Raw genomic sequence first — 18,535 nt, forward strand, 5'->3', positions numbered from 1 at the left:
ATTGCTCCAAAGGAGCGAAAAACGGGCCCCGAAGGTTTGACGGGGGGCTCGGTCGCTGACCTGGCTGTCGGTTCTTGCGGAGGCCGCGCCGGAGGCGTCCTCAAGGAGTTTCGAAAGAAATCTGTGTTCCGTTGAACACTTCGGCCACCCCCGCCCGTACCTAGGGCCAGCGAGCGGCGCAGTAGGGCGCTGCAACACCCAAAGATTGACGGGGAGTTGGAATGAACACCTCCTGGCGGAGCGCCTCACTCGTAGCCTCAGCTGCGGCTGTGCTGGCGCTGACGACGGCGTGCGGTCAGGAACAGGGCTCCACGTCCTCGCAGAACGTGGGTGCCGCTTCCACCCCGACACTCGGCGCCGGCACCATCGCCGGAGCGGCCGGCACGGCGGGGGCCGGCGCGGCCGGGACCGACACGTCGGACCAGGCGGCCCAGTCGACCACGGCGGCCTCCGCGGGCCAGCTGACGGTGTGGAACAGCGACGAGTACGGCAAGGTCCTCACCGACAGCGCCGGTCGCACCCTGTACCGCTTCGACAAGGACTCCTTCGAGCCGCCGAAGACGACCTGTGAGGGCGAGTGCGCCACGACGTGGCCGCCGGTCCCGGCCGCGGGCGCCACCGCCGCCGACGGCGTCGACAAGGCGCTGCTCGGCGAGATCACCCGCCCCGACGGCACCAAGCAGCTGACCGTCGGCGGCTGGCCGATGTACTACTTCGCCAAGGACACCAAGGCCGGTGACATCAAGGGCCAGGGCCTCAAGGGCACCTGGTTCGCCTCCGCCCCCAACGGCAAGAAGGCGTCCACCAAGGGCGGCGGCGGTGGCGGTGCCGGTGCCGCGGGCGACGCCGGTGGCCAGGCGGTCGGGCAGGCCGGTCTGACCACCCGCAACGACCCCAAGCTCGGCGAGGTCGTCGTCGACAAGAACGGCATGACGGTCTACCGCTTCCTCAAGGACAAGCAGTGGCCGATGTCGACCAAGTGCACCGGTGCCTGCCTCGACAAGTGGCCCGTGGTCGCCCCGGTAAACAAGAACGACACCGAGGGCATCCTGCTGAAGGGCTACACCGTCTTCGACCGGCCCGACGGCATCAAGCAGCAGACCATCAACTGCATCCCGCTCTACACGTTCGCCGGTGACAAGGCCCCGGGTGACACCAAGGGTCAGGGTGTGGGCGGCACCTGGTTCGCCATCAACGGCGACGGAGAGCCGATCGGCGCGCAGTAACGACGACCACCTTCCCCACGCACCACAACAGCGCGGCCGATCAAGGACCCGCCCCCTCCGCACCGCATCGGAGGGGGCGGGTCGCTTGGCGTGCCCGTGCGCGCGGTCGCGGGCGACCGGCGGCGCTCGGACGTGAACAGGCATGGTCGGGGCGGCGATTGGGCATGTGCCCCCGGCAGCGAGGTTGAACGGACGGTCAATTTCCGTTTTTGCTCGCTCCATTGGCGGGCGATCAGTAGCCTCTGCTCGAACACCGGATCGCCTACGCCGCCCCCGACGCGTTGGAGTCACAGACATGGAGCGTCCCGCCTGGGCTCCACGGAGCATCGACATCTCGATGCCGTCCGTGGCCCGCATGTACGACTACTACCTGGGCGGTTCGCACAACTTCGAGGTCGACCGGGAAGCGGCGCGCAGGGCCATGGGGTTCGTGCCGGGCCTGCCCAAGATCATGCAGGCGAACCGCGCCTTCATGCGCCGCGCCGTGCGGCACGCGACCGGGCAGGGGGTCACCCAGTTCCTGGACATCGGATCCGGAATCCCCTCCTTCGGAAACGTGCACGAAGTGGCGCGGGAGGCCGGAACCGGCGCCCGTGTCGTCTACGTCGACCACGACCCGGTCGCCGTAGCACACACCCAGGCCGTTCTGGAGGGCGCCGACGACGCGGAAGTGGTCGCGGCCGATCTGCGCAAGCCCCGGGACATCCTCACGAGCCCCCACGTCGAGCGGCTGATCGACCTGAACCGGCCAGTGGCCCTGCTCCTGGTTGGGATACTGCACTTCGTGGAGGACACGGACGACCCGTACGGAGCGGTGGCCGAGGTGCGCGACGCGCTCGCGCCCGGCTCCGTGCTCGTCGTCTCGCACGCCTCCCACGAGGGAATTCCGCTTCCCCGGGAGCGGATCGAGGGCGCGGTGGACGTGTACAAGGACATTCGCAATCCGCTGATCATGCGCTCTCGCGACGAGATCGCGCGGTTCTTCGAGGGGTACGACATGGTGGAACCCGGACTGGTGCCGATGGCGAAGTGGCGGCCCGACACGGCTCCCGAGGACGAGAATCCGTACGCCTTCTCCTGGTTCGCCGGCGTGGGGACCAAAGCGTGAGCGCGGAACCGGACGGGCCGGAGGACAGACTGCGCCGGTTCGCGACGATCTGGAGCCGCGCCGTCTTCCCGGTCACCTCCACGTCGCTGACCCGCCCCGAGTTCGAGGAACTGCTCCTGCCGCTCGCCCGGCGCCTGAGCCGGGCGCTGCGGGCCAGGACGTACGACGCCGACGAGGGCAGGGCCGTCGGTGCCGCCCTCGTCGAGGCGCACTGCACCGAACCCGAGGCCCTCGGCCAGACCCTCGACTGCGTCGACGCCTATCTGGTGCTGTACTGCGGTGGCGACGGCAACCAGGAGGACCTGCGGGCCCGTGCCGCGCGCCTGCAGTCCGCGATGGCCGCCGGGTACGCCGAGGCGCTGCGGCAGCGGACCCTGGCCGAGCAGGAGGCGATCGCCCGCGCTGCCCTTGAGGCGCAGGGCGCCGTGGCCCGCGCCCTGCACGCCACCGAGGCCCGGTTCCGCGCGGTGTTCGAGGGCGCCGCCATAGGCATCGGCATCGCCGACCTCGAAGGCAACATCCTCCAGGTCAACGGCGCGCTGCTCCGCATGTTCGGCGTCACCGAGCAGACGATGCTCGCGCGTTGCGTCACCGAGTGGACGCATCCCGAGGACGCGCCGCAGGTCTGGCGCCTCTACGAGGAACTGGTGCGGGCCGAACGCGAGCACTACCACACCGAGAAGGCGTTCTACCGCCCCGACGGTACGGTCCTGTGGACCAATCTGACGGTGTCCCTGCTGCGGGACGCGGACGGCAACCCCCAGTACCAGCTGGCGCTGATGGAGGACACCACCGAGCGCCGTCTGCTCAACCTCCGCCTGCGCTACGAGGCCACGCACGACGCGCTCACCGGACTGCCCAACCGCACCCTGTTCTTCGAGCGCCTGGAGAAGGCCCTCGCGGCGGGCGACGGCCAGCGGTTCGGCCTGTGCTACCTCGACCTGGACGGCTTCAAGGCGATCAACGACAGCCTCGGCCACGCGGCCGGCGACCGGCTGCTCGTCGAGGTCGCCGACCGGCTCCAGTCCTGCGCGACCGCCCCCGGTGAGATGGTCGCCCGGCTCGGCGGCGACGAGTTCGTGGCGCTGACCACCGGCCCCGACACCGAGAGCGAGGTCGACGAACTCGCCGACCGCATCATGAACGCCCTGGTCACACCCGTCCGGATCGACGGCCGGGAACTGCTCGTGCGCGGCAGCATCGGCATCGTCGAGGGCCCGGCGGGCGAGCGGGGCCCGGCGGAGGTGCTGCGCAGCGCCGACATCACGATGTACCGGGCCAAGTCGGCGGGCGGCAACCGCTACGAGGTCGCCGACGCCGAGGCCGACGCCCGCGCCATCACCCGGCACGGGCTCACCACGGCCCTGCCCGCCGCGCTCGACCGGGGCGAGTTCTTCATCGAGTACCAGCCGCTCGTCCATCTCGGCGACGGCACCGTGCGTGGCGCGGAGGCGCTGGTCCGCTGGCTGCATCCGCAGCACGGCGTCCTCGGCCCCGACCGGTTCATCCCGCTCGCCGAGCGCACCGGCCTGATCGTGCCGCTCGGCCGCTGGGTGCTGGAGCAGTCGGTGCGCCAGGCATGCGCATGGCAGCGGCGGCACGGCGGCACGGGTCCGCTGCGTGTCAACGTGAACCTGTCGCCGTGCCAGCTCACGCATCCCGGGCTGGTGCAGGACACCGTGGAGATCCTGGAGCGGGCCGGACTCGAACCGGACGCCCTGTGCCTGGAGGTGACCGAGTCCGCGCTGATCGGCGCCGACGACGATCTGCTCAAACCGCTGCGCAGGCTCTCCGAGATGGGCATCGACATCGCCCTCGACGACTTCGGCACCGGCTACTCCAACCTCGCCAATCTGCGGCGGCTGCCGGTCCGGGTGCTGAAGTTGGACCGGTCCTTCACGCAGGGCATGCAGCAGTTCCCGGCGGACCCCGTCGACCTGAAGATCGTCGAGGGCATCGTCTCCCTCGCCCACAGCCTCGACCTCGCCGTCACCGTCGAGGGCGTCGAGACGGGCGCCCAGGCCGAACAGCTGCGGATCCTCGGCTGCGACACCGCCCAGGGCTGGTACTACGCCCGCCCGGGCCCACCGGAACGCCTGCACGAACTGGCCCTGGTGGACGCGACGGGTTAGGGGCGCGGCAGCGCCCCCTCAGGGGCGCGGGGAACTGCGCGATCAGCCACAGCGAGTCCGCAGTCCCGAACGGCGAGCACACGACAACGGCGCGACCGGGAACAACAGCTCCCGCTCACCGCTCCACCAACATCCGCTGCAACTCCCTCGCGGCCCGAGGCGGAGCCACATCGCTGCGGTGGGCCAGGGCGATGGTGCGGTGCAGGCCGGGGCGGGCCAAGGGGGTGACCCGCAGGCCACGGCCCGCGCCGGTCGCCACCATGCGCGGGACCACGGCCACCCCCAGCCCCGCCCGGACGAACCCCAGCACCGCGTCCATCTCACCGCCCTCCACCGCGAAGTCCGGCTCGAAGCCCTCGGCCCGGCACGCGGCCACGGTCAGTTCCCGCAGGTCGTAGCCGTGCCGGAACATCACGAGCCGCTCGCCCTCCAGATCGGCGACCCGTATCGTGCGCCGCCCCTCACCGGGCCGGGGCGCGTCCGGGGACGACACCACCACCAGGTCCTCCCGCAGCAGCTCCACCGTGGTCAGCGCGGGGGACGGCGTCGGCAGGGGCAGCACGACCAGGGCCAGGTCGAGGGCGCCGCGCGCGAGCTGCCGTACGAGGTCGTGGGAGCCGCCCTCCTCGACCAGCAGCCGGATGCCGGGGTAGCGGTCGTGGAAGGCGCGCAGTACGTCGGGCAGCAGACCGGTGCACAGGCTCGGGGTCGCCCCCAGCCGGACCCGGCCCCGGCGCAGCTGCACCAGCTCCTGCACCTCCAGCCGGGCCGTGTCCGTGTCGGCGAGGATGCGGCGGGCCAGCGGCAGCAGGGCCTCGCCCGCGTCGGTGAGCGTGATGTTGCCGCGCGCCCGCAGGAACAGATCGGCCCCCAACTCCCGTTCCAGCGCCTTGATCTGCTGCGACAGCGACGGTTGGGCGACATGGACCTGCTCGGCGGCACGGGTGAAGTGCCGGGTCTCGGCGACCGCCACGAAGTACTGGAGCTGCTGGAACTGCACCCCTCCACGATACGGGACGATAGCTTCCGGCTATCGAATCGAGCCGCATCATGTCTTGGACCGATGGGGGAGGGCGGTCCTAGCGTCTTTTCCATGGCTCTGGCAACGCGGACGGACCGAAAGCCGTCCATGGCGCGCACGGTGTGGGACAGCTCCGTCGGCAAGAAGACGGTGATGGCCGTCAGCGGTCTGATCATGCTGGCGTACCTGGTCGTCCACATGCTGGGCAACCTCAAGATCTTCTTCGGCTCTTCCGAGTTCAACGGGTACGCGCACTGGCTGCGCACCCTCGGTGAGCCCTTCCTCCACCACGAATGGGCGCTGTGGACCGTCCGCGTGGTCCTCGTCGCCGCGGTCGTCGCCCACGCCACGGCCGCCTACCAGCTCAGCCGCCGGGACATCAAGGCCCGGCCCACCAAGTACGTGCACACCAGGCGCCGGGCGAGCTACGCGACCCGCACCATGCGGTGGGGCGGCGTCATCCTCGGACTGTTCATCGTCTGGCACATCCTCGACCTGACGACCGGCACCGTCCACCCGAACGGGTTCCAGTCCGGCCACCCGTACCAGAACGTCATCGACACCTTCTCCACCTGGTACGGCAACGTCATCTACCTCGTCGCGATGCTCGCCCTCGGCCTGCACATCCGGCACGGCTTCTGGAGCGCCGCGCAGACCGTGGGCGCCGGCAGCCGCACCCGTGACCGGGCCCTGAAGGCCACCGCGAACGTCCTCGCGCTGGTGCTGACCCTGGGCTTCGTCTCCGTACCCGTCGCCGTCATGACCGGAGTGGTGAGCTGACCATGAGTACCTCCTCCGAGTACGCGGACTACACGACCGGCGCCCCGGTCGTCGACACGAAGGCGCCCGAGGGCCCGATCGCCGAGCGCTGGGACAAGCGCCGCTTCGAGGCCAAGCTCGTCAATCCCGCCAACCGCCGCAAGCACACCGTCATCGTCGTCGGCACCGGGCTCGCCGGCGGCTCCGCCGGGGCCACGCTCGCCGAACAGGGCTACCACGTCGTCCAGTTCTGCTACCAGGACTCCCCGCGCCGCGCCCACTCGATCGCCGCCCAGGGCGGCATCAACGCCGCGAAGAACTACCGCAACGACGGCGACTCCGTCCACCGGCTGTTCTACGACACCGTCAAGGGCGGCGACTTCCGGGCCCGTGAGTCCAACGTCCACCGGCTCGCGCAGATCTCCGTGGAGATCATCGACCAGTGCGTCGCCCAGGGCGTGCCGTTCGCCCGGGAGTACGGCGGTCTGCTCGACACCCGCTCCTTCGGCGGCGTCCAGGTCTCCCGCACCTTCTACGCCCGCGGCCAGACGGGTCAGCAGCTCCTGCTCGGCGCCTACCAGGCCCTCAGCAGGCAGATCGCCGCCGGGAACGTGGAGATGCACCCACGCACCGAGATGCTCGACCTGATCGTCGTGGACGGGCGGGCGCGCGGCATCGTCGCCCGGGACCTCATCACCGGCAGGATCGACACCTACTTCGCGGACGCCGTCGTGCTCGCCTCCGGCGGCTACGGCAACGTCTTCTACCTGTCGACCAACGCGATGAACTCCAACGCGACCGCCGTCTGGCGGGCGCACCGGCGCGGCGCGCTGTTCGCCAACCCCTGCTTCACCCAGATCCACCCCACGTGTATCCCGCGCACCGGCGACCACCAGTCCAAGCTGACGCTGATGAGCGAGTCGCTGCGCAACGACGGCCGGATCTGGGTGCCGAAGGCCAAGGGCGACCACCGGCCCCCCAACCAGATCCCCGAGGACGAGCGCGACTACTACCTGGAGCGCATCTACCCCTCCTTCGGCAACCTCGTGCCGCGCGACATCGCCTCCCGCGCCGCGAAGAACGTCTGCGACGAGGGCCGCGGCGTCGGCCCCGGCGGGCAGGGCGTCTACCTCGACTTCGCCGACGCCATCCAGCGCATGGGCCGCAAGGCCGTCGAGGCCAAGTACGGCAACCTCTTCGACATGTACCAGCGGATCACCGACGAGGATCCGTACCAGGTCCCCATGCGGATCTACCCGGCCGTGCACTACACGATGGGCGGACTGTGGGTCGACTACGACCTCCAGACCACCGTCCCCGGCCTGTTCGCGATCGGCGAGGCCAACTTCTCCGACCACGGGGCCAACCGGCTCGGCGCCTCCGCGCTGATGCAGGGCCTCGCCGACGGGTACTTCGTCCTCCCCGCGACGATCAACGACTACCTCGCCCGTCACCCCCGCCAGGACGAGGTCGGCACCGAACACCCGGTCGTGCAGGAGGTCCTCGCCGAGACCGAGGACCGGCTGCACCTGCTGCTCGCCGTCGACGGCGACCGCACGCCCGACTCCTTCCACCGGGAACTCGGCGAGCTGATGTGGGAGTTCTGCGGCATGGCCCGCTCCGAGAGCGGGCTGCGCAAGGCCCTGGAGCGGATCCCGCAGATCCGCGACGAGTTCTGGCGGCGGATCAAGGTCCCGGGCACCGGCGAGGAGTTCAACCAGTCCCTGGAGAAGGCCAACCGGATCGTCGACTACCTGGAGCTCGCCGAGCTGATGTGCCTCGACGCGCTGCACCGGAGCGAGTCCTGCGGCGGGCACTTCCGCGAGGAGTCCCAGACCCCGGACGGCGAGGCGGAACGCAAGGACGACGCGTTCTCGTACGCGGCCGCCTGGGAGTTCACGGGCACCGGCACCGCCCCCGTCCTGCACAAGGAAGACCTCGTCTTCGAGTACGTCCACCCCACCCAGCGGAGCTACGCATGAAGCTCACCCTGCGCGTCTGGCGACAGCGCGCCGCCGACGCCGAAGGCGCCATGTCCACGTACGAGGTGGACGGCATCTCACCCGACATGTCCTTCCTGGAGATGCTCGACACCCTCAACGAGGACCTCATCCTGCGTGGTGAGGACCCGGTGGCCTTCGACCACGACTGCCGGGAGGGCATCTGCGGGGCGTGCTCGCTGGTCATCAACGGGGACGCGCACGGGCCCGAGCGGACGACCACCTGCCAGCTGCACATGCGGTCCTTCGCCGACGGCGACACGATCGACGTGGAGCCGTGGCGGGCCTCGGCTTTCCCGGTGATCAAGGACCTCGTCGTGGACCGGTCCGCGTTCGACCGGATCATCCAGGCCGGCGGCTACATCACCGCCCCCACCGGCTCCGCGCCGGAGGCCCATGCCACGGCCGTGCCGAAGCCGGACGCGGACTTCGCGTTCGAGCACGCCGAGTGCATCGGCTGTGGCGCCTGCGTGGCCGCCTGCCCCAACGGCGCCGCCATGCTGTTCACCTCCGCCAAGGTCAACCACCTGAACGTGCTGCCGCAGGGGGCGCCCGAGCGCGAGACCCGCATCCTCGACATGGTGGCCCGGATGGACGAGGAGGGCTTCGGCGGCTGCACCCTCGCCGGCGAGTGCGCCACCGCCTGCCCCAAGGGCATCCCCCTGGTCTCCATCACGAACATGAACAAGGAGTGGCTGCGCGCCACGCGGAAGGCCGGGAAACGGTAGCGGGACACGGAGACGTTCGCCGACAGGTGCGGACGGGCGGGGCCGGGAGTGGTGCTCATCCCCGGCCCCGTCTGGTTTCCCGGAAGGCCGTCCCGGTTCGTTCAGCGAGCGCACATCCGCGCTCCCGTCCTCGGTCACGCGTCGGCCAGACGACATCGGGAGAACAGGTACGAGCGCGCCGCACCCGACCGGCCCGCTCTTCCGCCCAGGCCGAACCGGCCCGTGACCTGGAGTGAGCCATGACCGCCGTACCCGCTCTGGACACCCCGCCCCTGCCGTCCCCGTCAGCGGTCCCCACCCGCTACACCGTCGCTCTCGCCCGCGACGAGGCCGACGTACGTGCCGCGCAGCGCCTGCGGCACGACGTGTTCGCCGGCGAGATGGGCGCCCTGCTGGCCGGCCCGCAGCCGGGCCTCGACATCGACGCCTTCGACGCCTACTGCGACCACCTGCTCGTCCGCGAGACCCTGACCGGGCAGGTCGTCGGCACCTACCGGCTGCTGCCGCCCGAGCGCGCCGCCGTCGCCGGACGGCTCTACTCGGAGGGCGAGTTCGACCTCGGCCGCCTCGACACGATCCGCCCGGACCTCGTCGAGGTCGGCCGCTCCTGTGTGCACCCCGACCACCGGGACGGCGCCGTCATCGGCCTCATCTGGGCCGGCATCGCCCGCTACATGCTCGACCGCGGCCACGAGTGGCTCGCCGGCTGCTGCTCCGTCCCCCTCGCCGACGGCGGCGCCCTCGCCACCGCCACCTGGGACCGGGCCAAGGACAAGCACCTGGCGCCGGAGGAGTACCGGGTACGCCCGCTGCTGCCGTGGATCCCCCAGACCGAGGCCCCCGCCGAGCGCGTCGACCTGCCCCCGCTGCTGCGCGGTTACCTGCGGCTCGGCGCCTGGGTGTGCGGCGAGCCCGCGCACGACCCCGACTTCGGCGTCGCCGACCTGTACGTGCTGCTGCCCATGCGCCGCGTCAACGCCCGCTACCTGCGGCACTTCCTCTCCCTCGTCCCGGCGGCCTGACGCGATGAGCGTGTGGCTGCCCGGCGCGCCCTGCACGCCGCGTTCCTGCGTGGACACCGCGCGGCCGACCGCCGCCGTGCCACGGGCCGTGCTGCGGCTCACCGCGGTCCTGGCCCTCATCCTCACCGGGATCCTCCTGAGTGGCTTCGGCCCCCGCATCCCGGCGGGCGCGATACGGCACTGGTGCCGGTGGATCGTCCGGGCCTCGGGAGTCCGCGTACGGATCACCGGCACCGCCCCGCCCGCCGGGGGCCTCCTCGTCGTCGCCAACCACATCTCCTGGCTGGACATACCGCTCCTCGCGGCGGTCCGCCCCGCGCGGATGCTCGCCAAGTCCGACATCCGGCGCTGGCCCGTCGCCGGCACCCTCGCCGAGCGGGGCGGCTCCCTCTTCATCGAACGGGACCGCATCCGCGCCCTGCCCGGCACGGTCACCCGCATCGCCGACGAACTGCGCGCCGGCACGGCCGTCGCCGTCTTCCCCGAGGGCAGCACCTGGTGCGGCCGGGCCCAGGGGCGCTTCCGGCGGGCCGTGTTCCAGGCCGCGCTCGACGCGGGCGTCCCCGTACAGCCGGTGCGCGTCCGCTACCGGTCGGCCGGGGGAGGGGCCAGCACCGCGCCCGCCTATGTCGGGGACGACCCGCTCCTCACATCCGTGTGGCGCGTGGTCACCGCACGCGGAGTCCTCGCCGAGCTCGACGTACGGCCCCTGATCCACCCGGGCACCCACCCCGACCGGCGCGCCCTGGCGGCGGTCGCGCAGACGGCGGTGATCGATCTGGAGGCCATGACGGCGCACCTGACGGAAGGACGTGAGGGCGCTCAGGAAGCGCTGCCGAGGCCCGCGACCCGGGCGAGCCTCCGGTAGGACTCCAGCAGCGCCCCACGGTCGTACGTACTGGTCGTGACCAGCACCTCCTGGGCGCCCGTCTCCTTGACCAGCGACTCCAGCTCGTGCGCGACCTGCTCCTCGGTGCCGACGACATGGCCGGTGAGCCCCGACTCGTAGAACCCGCGTTCCTTGGCCGTCATGGTCCGCCGCTCGACCTCCTCCGCGGGGGCGAGCGGCGGGAACGTGCCGTGGGTGCGGGAGTGGGCCATCGCCCATGCCTCGGGCAGGAGGAGGCGGTGGGCCTCCTCGTGGGTCGCCGCGACGGCGACCGTGCCGGAGACGACGACATACGGCTCCGCCGCCCAGACCGACGGCCGGAACTCGGCGCGGTACCGCTCGATGCCGCGCAGCATCCGGTCCCGGGCGCGGAGGTCGCCGATCACCATCGGCAGGCCCGCCCGCGCGGCGATCGACGCGCCCTCGCCCATCGCCAGGACGAACGGCGGAACGGACAGGCCCTCCGGGGGACGCGCGTGCACACCGGTCGGGGAGGTCCCGAGGAACCAGCCGAGCAGTTCGTCGAGCTGCGCCGCGAAGTCGGCCGTGTCTGCGGCGTCCTTGTCCCGGCCCAGCGCCCTGCGGACACCGTCCGTGAAGCCCACGGAGCGGCCGAGGCCCATGTCGACCCGCCCCGGGAAGAGGGACTCCAGCACCCCGAACTGCTCGGCCACGACCAGGGGGCGGTGGTTGGGCAGCATCACCCCGCCGGTGCCCACCCGGATCGTGCGGGTGGCCGCCGCGACCGCCGCGGCCAGTACCGTCGGCGCGGAACCGGCCACCCCCGGCACCCCGTGGTGCTCCGAGACCCAGAACCGGTGGAAGCCCAGCTCCTCCACGTCCCGCGCCAGCCGCACGGTGTCCCGCAGGGCCTCGAAGGCGCCATGGCCCTCCCGGACACGGGAGCGGTCGAGGACGGAGAAACGGGTGGCGGAGAGCACGGAGGTCACAGGGGGTTCAACGTTCTGGGGGCGCCGGGATTCCCGACGACCCCGAGAGACGCGGGACGGGACCTTGCACATTCCGGCCGCCGACGTGCCGAGGGGCGCCCGGAGGTGTCTCCGGGCGCCCCTCGGTGGAGCATGCACCGACTAGCGGCCGACGCTGATTCCCCTCGTCTTCGCGGCCTTGGCGTTCTCGTAGACGACCTTGCCGGTGGACTTCTTCCAGATCTTGATCTTGAAGGTGTCCGGGCCGTCGGTGACGGTGATCCGGAAGGCGTAGCCGCTCGCGCCGCCGACCTTGCCGGAGCCCTGGTAGACGGCCTTGTCACCGGTCACCACGAGCCAGTCGGAGCCCGTGGAGCGGAACTTCAGCCTCGCCGCGCCGAAGTCGAAGGAGGCCCTGCCCGTGGGGACGGTGGCGTTCTTCGTGTACTTGGCGAGGAAGGAGAAGGCCGCCTTGCCGGTCAGACCGGCCTTGGCCGGGTAGGCGCCCGCCGGTGAGGTGAAGGTCCCGGCACCGGTCGCGGAGCCCGCGGCACGGTCGTAGACGATCAGCTCGGGGAGCTTGGCGGTGTCCGAGGCGCCGTCGTCGTCGGTGACCGTGACCACCGGGCGGTGGATACCGGCCTTGCGGTAGACGTGCCCGGCCGTGCAGACACCGGCGCCGACCTTGCCGGCCGTCGGCTGGGTGCCGTCCTTCCAGTCGACCTTGCAGGTGTGCTTGTCGGCGGTGCCCGGGTCGGTGAACTTCACCGTGACCGACGTGCCCTTGCCCGCCGCCACCGGCGACTTCGGACCGGTCGCGGAGGTGATCACCGGGGCCGCGTTGGTGACGGTCACGGTGGCCTTGTCGCTGCTGCGGCCGCCGGTCAGGGTCACCGTGTAGATGCCGTTGTCGGCGCAGGTGATCGTCGTCCTCGCGGCGGAGGCGTCGGCGAAGACGCAGGGCGCGCCCACCTCGACCTTCCACTGGGCGCCGCCCGCCCCGGAGACGGTGCCGCCCAGCTCGATGGGCTCGCCCTCCTTGCCCTGGGCGTCCTCGCCGGCCCGGGCGATGGTGACCGGGTCGATGCTGCCGAGGGTGGGGACGACCTTCTTGATCAGGCCGTCGGCGTCGAACTCCAGCTTGTCGATGGTGGTTTCGCGGTGGGTGCCGTCTCCGCCGGGGAGGGCGAAGCGGTGGTAGGCGATGTACCAGTCGTCGGTGTTCGGGACGTGGACCACGGAGTGGTGGCCGGGGCCCTTGATGCCGAGCGAGAGGTCCTTCTCCAGGATCACGCCCCGCTTGGTCCAGGGACCGGTGGGCGAGGAGCCGGTGGCGTAGGCGACCCGGTAGTTCTCGTCACGTGTGTCGTTCTCCGACCACATGAAGTAGTAGGTGCCCTTGCGCTTGATGACGAACGTGCCCTCGTTGTAGCCGCTGGGGGTGATGTCGGTGACCTTCGAGGCGTCGAAGGAGACCATGTCGTCATTGAGCGGGACGACATAGGCGCGGCCGTTGCCCCAGTAGAGGTACGACTGGCCGTCGTCGTCGGTGTAGACCGCCGGGTCGATCATCTGGCCGGGTCGGTCGCCCGCCTTCAGCAGCGGCTTGCCCAGCGCGTCCTTGAACGGGCCGGTCGGCGAGTCGGAGACCGCGACACCGATGTTGGCGTCGGCGCAGAAGTAGAAGTAGTACTTGCCGTTCTTCTCCTCGATGGCCGGCGCCCAGGCCCGGCTGTCGGCCCAGGAGACGTCAGGACCGAGGTCGAGGATGACGCCGTGGTCCTTCCAGTGGACCAGGTCCTTGGAGGAGTACGCCTTGAACTGCGTGCCGCTCCAGCCCTCGAAGCCGTCGGTGGTCGGGTAGATGTAGAAGGTGTCGCCGAAGCGGACGATGTTCGGGTCGGCGTTGAGCCCCGGCAGGACCGGGCTCTTCATGATCAGAGCTGAGACCGTCCAGGTGCGCTTCTCGCCGTCCGAGCCGGTGACCTCGTACGTCTTCGGCTCGCTGAAGTCGCGCAGGGTGCCGGATGCCGGGCTGATGGTCGCGCCGTGGGCCAGGGTGAACTCCGGCGCCAGGGCGGTGATGTCGCTGCCCTCGGTCAGCGGCAGGACGATCTTGCTGTCCTTGTCGTCGATGATCGCGTCGACCTTGAGCGCCGGGTGGGTCGCCGCGGCGATCCCGGTGGTGTTGCCGCCGAGCTCCAGGACCTCGGCGGGCGACAGGGCCCGGTTGTAGATCCGGAAGTCGTCGACCTCGCCCCCGAAGTACGGGTCCGGGGCGTACATGGACCTGCCGATGTAGCCGGAGTGGTCCTTGGCGGAGTCGTACAGGTCGGACGGCTTGATGGTGACACCGTTGACGCGGGCCACCTCGGCGCCGTCCACGTAGAGGATCGCCGTCTCCGTCGCGCCGTCCAGGGTGACGGTGAGGTGCTTCCACTCGCCCTGGGTGAGCGGGGCGCCGCCGATCATCTGCTTCTCACCGGACCAGGTGGCCTTGGTGATCGCGGAGAACAGCTTCCCGGCGCCGTTGGAGGGAGTGGCGAAGAGGTACTTGTTGCTGTCGGGGCCGAGGCCGAACAGCCACTGGAAGTTGTCGCCGCCCTTCCACTTGACGTACGTGGAGACGGTGACGCCGTTCGCGCCCTTGAGGACCCCGTTCGGGATCTTCACGTACGGCGAGTCGGAGCCGCTGTTGCCGCCGGACATCTTGAACGAGCCGCCGTCGACACCGGTCCCGAAGGCGGGCGTACGGACGTAGGTGCCGTGGTAGCCGTGGCCGCTGGAGTCGCGGACGATGCTGCCGCCGGTCTCGTCGAAGCCGTAGTGCAGGACCAGGTCCGTGGGGACGTCAGGGCCCTTCTCGGAGACGGTGACCTCGGCGCTGACCCCGATCGTGGCGTCGCCCGGCAGACTGCCTTCGACCGTGAACGTGCCGGCCTGCGCGTACTTCGACGCGTCCACGTCGGCCCAGGTGACCGCGATGGGCTTCTTGGTGCCGTCGGCGTACTCGGCGATGACGGTGGCGGGCAGCACCGGGGCCTCACCGATGCGCGTCTCGACCTTGATGTCCTCGACGCTCTTGACGATCTGGTCCGGCTGGTAGGTGCTCAGCAGCCGGTCGTACTCGGCCTGGGTCACCGGCAGCACCGTGCCGTGCCGGGGCTTGGACGGCAGGTCGTACGAGCTGGACGGCGTCCACACGCCGGAGGCGAGGTCGGTGGTCTCGAAGGGGATGTAGCCGCGTCCGCCGAACTCGTCGAGGAACGCGTACCACTTGTCCTCGGTGTTCGACTTGAACACCAGCGGGCCCTCGGCCGCGCTCATCGCGCCCTTGCCGATGCCCTCGGCGACCGCGTCCCAGGACAGGTCGAGCAGCGAGTCGCTCTTCTCCTCGAAGACGAACTTGCTGTTGGGGGTGGAGGAGCTGTTGTTCCGCTCGTCCTTGGAGAGGCGGAAGTACGTGCCGTCGTGCTGGATGACCGTGGAGTCGATCACCGAGTAGCCGCGGTCGATCCAGACCTTGGGCTCGCTGAACGTGTAGAAGTCGCGGGTCGTCGCGTACATCATGCGGTTGTACGTGTCGCCGGTGTGCGCCTCGTTGTCGTACAGCTTCGACGCCCAGAAGACGACGTACTCGCCGAGCTTCTCGTCGTAGTACGCCTCGGGGGCCCAGGTGTTGCCGGCCGAGTCCGGGGAGACCTTGACCAGGCGCTGGTTGGTCCAGTTCACCAGGTCGGTGGACTCCCAGACCATGATCGACTTGCTGCCCTGGCGCTGCGAGCGGTCCCAGTCGCCGTTGCCGTAGATCTTGAGGTCGGTGGCGATCTGGTAGAACTTGTCGCCCTCGGGGGAGCGGATGATGAACGGGTCGCGCAGGCCCTTCTCGCCGAGCGAGGAGGTGAGGACGGGCTTGCCGTCGTTCAGCTCACGCCACTTCAGCGGGTCGTTGCCCTTGCTGAGCGCGAAGTACAGCTGCTCGCCGTCCGCGGTGCCCTCGCCGGTGAAGTAGCTGAACATGTAGCCCTTGCGGGCTTCCTTCTTCGGCAGCTCCGGCACCTTCACGGTGAAGGCGCGGGTGGTCTTCGCGTCGTTCTTGGTGACGGTCGCGGTCAGCTCGGCGGTCGTGCCGCCGTCGCCGTGCGCCGGGCGGTGCACCACACCGTCGTCGGTGACGACGTCCGGGTCCGCGGAGGACCACGACACCTTGGTGCTGAAGTCACCGGACGTCGGGAGGGTGAGGTTGCCGCGGGCGTCGTCGGCGTTGTGGACGGTCAGCGCCTCGGCGGCCTGCTTGACGGCCGTGGTGTCGTCGAAGGACGGCAGGACCGTGACCTCGAAGCTCTTGGTGTCCGTCACGGAGCCCCGCTTCAGGGTCGCCGTGAGGGTGGCGTGGCCGTTCGGTTCCCCGGCCGCGGGGCGGGTCACCGCGCCGGAGTCCGAGACCACGGCGGTGTTGTCGCTCTTCCAGCTGATGGAGGAGCCCCCGGCCGTGCCGGTCTTCGGCAGGTCCAGGTCGGCGGTCACCTCACTCGTGTCACCGAGGGTGAGAGCGGCCTTGTCGGCGGCGACGCCCTGCGTGGCCACGGGGAGCGAGAGCTGCTCGACCTCGGTGGCGGCGAGAGCGCGGTTGTACACCCGGAAGTCACGGATCTTGCCCTTGAAGAGCTTGTCCCCGGTGTAGACCGACTTGCCTATGTAGTTGGCGGTCGTGGTGCCCGAGCCGATCGAGCCCGGCGTGGTGGTGACCGACGTGTTGCGGCCGACCTCGACGCCGTCCTCGTACAGCACGCCCGTGGTGCCGGTCTGCGTGTACGTGAGCTGCTTCCACACCGAGCGGGTCAGGTTGTGCGAGTCGCCGGGCCGGGTGTTCTGCTCGGTCGACCAGTTGCCGGAGGCGATGGCGGTGCGCAGCGAGTTGCCCGTGGCGAAGAGGTAGCCGTTGCCGGTGCCGCCGCTGGTGTTGCCGAAGCCGTAGATGAAGTACGGGCCGACCTGCGACTCGTCCATCAGCACGTCCATGGAGACGCTGATGGAGTTCATGCCCTTCATGACGTCGTTCGGCACCTTGACGTAGGTGTCCGTACCGTTGAACGCCAGGCCCTGGCCGTCGCCCGTCCAGCCGGCGGTGCCGTTCACCGTGCCGTTCCGGCCGTTGCCGGAGGCGTCGGTGACGGTGGTGCCGGAGGTGGCGTCCAGCTTGTACCAGAGGGCCAGGCCGTCGGTGAGGTCCGCGGTGTCCGCGACGGCGGGGGCGACCGGGCCGGCGAGGCCCAGGAGCAGTGACGCGACGGTCAGCCCGGCGAGCCGGCCTGCCCGGCGTCTCGCGCGGTCGCGTGGACCTGCGATGTACGTCATATGGTGTTTCCCTGCTGAGAGCACGGCTGATGAAAGGGCGGAACCAGGAAAAGGGGGACGGCCGAGGGCGAAGGACCCCGTCCCTGGGTGCTCCGCCGTTTCGGCTGTGTGACGTCGTGTTGCGAGAGTGTCAATCGAGGCGTGGCGGGGCGTCAAGAGGAATCGAACGATGTCCGACTGGTCGAACAAAGCCGAGCCGTCGCTCGTGGAGAACCACGCTGCCGCTCGCCAAGAACCGCGCCGCCGCTCGCCAAGAACCGCGCTGCGCAACCGCGTTGAGGTGATGCCGTGCTACCGACTCAGCACTTTGTCGACACCGCCGCCCCCGCTCATACCACGGGGCGGACGAGCTCCCAGGTGTCGACGGCGAAGTCCAGCGTCATGCCGTGCCGCTCGTACAGCGCGAGGGCGCCGGAGCTGTTGTCCGTGTCGACACCGAGGCCGATGCGGTCGCGGCCCCGCGCCGCGTAGTGGCCGAAGGCGTGGCGCAGCAGATGGCTGCCCAGACCCCGGCCGCGGGCCTCGGCGAGGACGCCGAGGGAGGAGATCCACGCCATGGCCGTACGGTCGTCACGGGTGCGCAGGGCCGCCGCGTCGCCGAGACCGTCGACCTGCGCGATCCAGATCAGCGACCAGTCGACGTTCTCGGCGTCGATGTCGTCCAGCCACTGCTCGTAGGTGCGCGGCTGGAAGTCGAAGTGGTCGGCGAAGGACGCCTGCAACAGGGCGTGGGCCCGCCGGCGGTCCGCCTCGCTCGCGCACGGCCGCAGGGTCACCCCGGGTGGTGGGGCGGGGAGCGTGTCGGTGGCGGACAGGGGCCGCTCCAGCACGTGGTAGCGGCGGACCGCACGCCAGCCCCGGCCGCGCAGGGCGTCCAGATCCGTGGTGGGCGCGGTGTTGAGGTGCAGGTGCACCACCGCGCGGCCCGCCCCGTTGGCGGCGGCCCGCTCCACGGCACGGGCCTCCATCAGCTCGAACAGGTGCAGGGCCCCGAGCGGCCGGTCCGGCAGGGCGTAGTGGTCCATGTCGATGCGCTCACCGCCCGACTCGTCCCACATCAGGCCGTACCCCACGAGCCGGTCCCCGTCGAACAGCAGCCAGGAGTCGCGCTCCAGATCCACCTCGGGGTGCTTCAGGTCGGCCTGCACCTCGGCGAGCTCGGTCTCGGCCCGGCCGATCTCCAGCAGGTCGACCTCGTTCAGCAGCGCACACACCGCCACGGCGTCATCGAGGCGCGCCGGGCGCACGGTCATACCGGCCGGCAGCGCGGCGGAGTGCGTCATCGTCATGGGGGCCACTGTCAACGGCACCCACCACACCCCGCAACGCAATTTCGCAGGACCAGCCCGCCACCGCCAACCCT

At 70.6% G+C, this 18,535-nt stretch carries 12 protein-coding genes; 8 read left to right on the forward strand and 4 right to left on the reverse strand.

Annotated features, from left to right (window positions below):
• Nucleotides 1-221: 221 nt before the first annotated feature.
• The 3 genes from ACZ4Z2_RS08425 (at nucleotide 222) to ACZ4Z2_RS08435 (ending at nucleotide 4,466) form a co-directional block, all read left to right on the forward strand.
• Entirely contained in the window at nucleotides 222-1,226 is a 1,005-nt protein-coding gene (locus tag ACZ4Z2_RS08425) for an SCO0930 family lipoprotein (RefSeq protein ID WP_468073676.1), read from the forward strand.
• 295 nt (nucleotides 1,227-1,521) lie between these two features.
• Nucleotides 1,522-2,334, forward strand: a complete 813-nt coding sequence (locus tag ACZ4Z2_RS08430) for an SAM-dependent methyltransferase (protein WP_468073678.1) — start codon at nucleotides 1,522-1,524, stop codon at nucleotides 2,332-2,334.
• A complete protein-coding gene (locus tag ACZ4Z2_RS08435; protein ID WP_468073680.1) occupies nucleotides 2,331-4,466 on the forward strand; it encodes a putative bifunctional diguanylate cyclase/phosphodiesterase in 2,136 nt (711 codons plus the stop codon). Before ACZ4Z2_RS08430 ends, ACZ4Z2_RS08435 begins: the two co-directional genes overlap by 4 nt.
• A 115-nt stretch (nucleotides 4,467-4,581) precedes the next feature.
• Here ACZ4Z2_RS08435 and ACZ4Z2_RS08440 read toward each other — a convergent pair whose 3' ends face one another.
• Nucleotides 4,582-5,466, reverse strand: coding sequence for a LysR family transcriptional regulator (locus ACZ4Z2_RS08440; protein WP_468073682.1), 885 nt, complete (start codon nucleotides 5,464-5,466; stop codon nucleotides 4,582-4,584).
• Between the two features lie 93 nt (nucleotides 5,467-5,559).
• Here ACZ4Z2_RS08440 and ACZ4Z2_RS08445 point away from each other — a divergent pair, with 93 nt between their 5' ends.
• The 5 genes from ACZ4Z2_RS08445 to ACZ4Z2_RS08465 all read left to right on the forward strand — a co-directional run bounded on the left by ACZ4Z2_RS08445 (nucleotide 5,560) and on the right by ACZ4Z2_RS08465 (nucleotide 10,864).
• Nucleotides 5,560-6,267 (forward strand): succinate dehydrogenase, encoded by a 708-nt coding sequence (locus ACZ4Z2_RS08445; protein ID WP_468073684.1) that lies wholly within the window; start codon nucleotides 5,560-5,562, stop codon nucleotides 6,265-6,267.
• A 2-nt stretch (nucleotides 6,268-6,269) separates the two neighbouring features.
• Entirely contained in the window at nucleotides 6,270-8,228 is a 1,959-nt protein-coding gene (locus ACZ4Z2_RS08450; protein WP_468073686.1) for a fumarate reductase/succinate dehydrogenase flavoprotein subunit, read from the forward strand.
• Complete coding sequence (locus ACZ4Z2_RS08455; RefSeq protein WP_468073688.1) at nucleotides 8,225-8,974, forward strand: succinate dehydrogenase/fumarate reductase iron-sulfur subunit; 750 nt, start codon at nucleotides 8,225-8,227, stop codon at nucleotides 8,972-8,974. The genes ACZ4Z2_RS08450 and ACZ4Z2_RS08455 overlap by 4 nt, the downstream gene beginning before the upstream one ends.
• A gap of 239 nt (nucleotides 8,975-9,213) precedes the next feature.
• Complete coding sequence (locus tag ACZ4Z2_RS08460; protein ID WP_468073690.1) at nucleotides 9,214-9,996, forward strand: GNAT family N-acetyltransferase; 783 nt, start codon at nucleotides 9,214-9,216, stop codon at nucleotides 9,994-9,996.
• A gap of 4 nt (nucleotides 9,997-10,000) precedes the next feature.
• Complete coding sequence (locus ACZ4Z2_RS08465; RefSeq protein ID WP_468073692.1) at nucleotides 10,001-10,864, forward strand: lysophospholipid acyltransferase family protein; 864 nt, start codon at nucleotides 10,001-10,003, stop codon at nucleotides 10,862-10,864.
• Here ACZ4Z2_RS08465 and ACZ4Z2_RS08470 read toward each other — a convergent pair.
• From ACZ4Z2_RS08470 to ACZ4Z2_RS08480, 3 genes are all read right to left on the reverse strand, one after another.
• Complete coding sequence (locus ACZ4Z2_RS08470; protein ID WP_468073694.1) at nucleotides 10,819-11,835, reverse strand: LLM class flavin-dependent oxidoreductase; 1,017 nt, start codon at nucleotides 11,833-11,835, stop codon at nucleotides 10,819-10,821. The genes ACZ4Z2_RS08465 and ACZ4Z2_RS08470 overlap by 46 nt on opposite strands.
• Before the next feature lie 141 nt (nucleotides 11,836-11,976).
• The gene (locus ACZ4Z2_RS08475) at nucleotides 11,977-17,172 is read right to left on the reverse strand and encodes a family 43 glycosylhydrolase (RefSeq protein ID WP_468073696.1); all 5,196 of its coding nucleotides are present in this window, start codon (nucleotides 17,170-17,172) and stop codon (nucleotides 11,977-11,979) included.
• Nucleotides 17,173-17,501: 329 nt separating this feature from the next.
• Nucleotides 17,502-18,461, reverse strand: coding sequence for a GNAT family N-acetyltransferase (locus tag ACZ4Z2_RS08480; protein ID WP_468073698.1), 960 nt, complete (start codon nucleotides 18,459-18,461; stop codon nucleotides 17,502-17,504).
• Nucleotides 18,462-18,535: the final 74 nt, after the last annotated feature.

Source organism: Streptomyces sp. NPDC030183 (genome assembly GCF_055573455.1).

Excerpts from the sequence above, each read along its gene's own strand:
- ACZ4Z2_RS08425 (WP_468073676.1), top strand. The coding sequence starts at position 222 with ATGAACACCTCCTGGCGGAGCGCCTCACTCGTAGCCTCAGCTGCGGCT.
- ACZ4Z2_RS08430 (WP_468073678.1), top strand. The coding sequence starts at position 1,522 with ATGGAGCGTCCCGCCTGGGCTCCACGGAGCATCGACATCTCGATGCCG.
- ACZ4Z2_RS08445 (WP_468073684.1), top strand. The coding sequence starts at position 5,560 with ATGGCTCTGGCAACGCGGACGGACCGAAAGCCGTCCATGGCGCGCACG.
- ACZ4Z2_RS08450 (WP_468073686.1), top strand. The coding sequence starts at position 6,270 with ATGAGTACCTCCTCCGAGTACGCGGACTACACGACCGGCGCCCCGGTC.
- ACZ4Z2_RS08455 (WP_468073688.1), top strand. The coding sequence starts at position 8,225 with ATGAAGCTCACCCTGCGCGTCTGGCGACAGCGCGCCGCCGACGCCGAA.
- ACZ4Z2_RS08460 (WP_468073690.1), top strand. The coding sequence starts at position 9,214 with ATGACCGCCGTACCCGCTCTGGACACCCCGCCCCTGCCGTCCCCGTCA.
- ACZ4Z2_RS08465 (WP_468073692.1), top strand. The coding sequence starts at position 10,001 with ATGAGCGTGTGGCTGCCCGGCGCGCCCTGCACGCCGCGTTCCTGCGTG.
- ACZ4Z2_RS08475 (WP_468073696.1), bottom strand. The coding sequence starts at position 17,172 with ATGACGTACATCGCAGGTCCACGCGACCGCGCGAGACGCCGGGCAGGC.
- ACZ4Z2_RS08480 (WP_468073698.1), bottom strand. The coding sequence starts at position 18,461 with ATGACGATGACGCACTCCGCCGCGCTGCCGGCCGGTATGACCGTGCGC.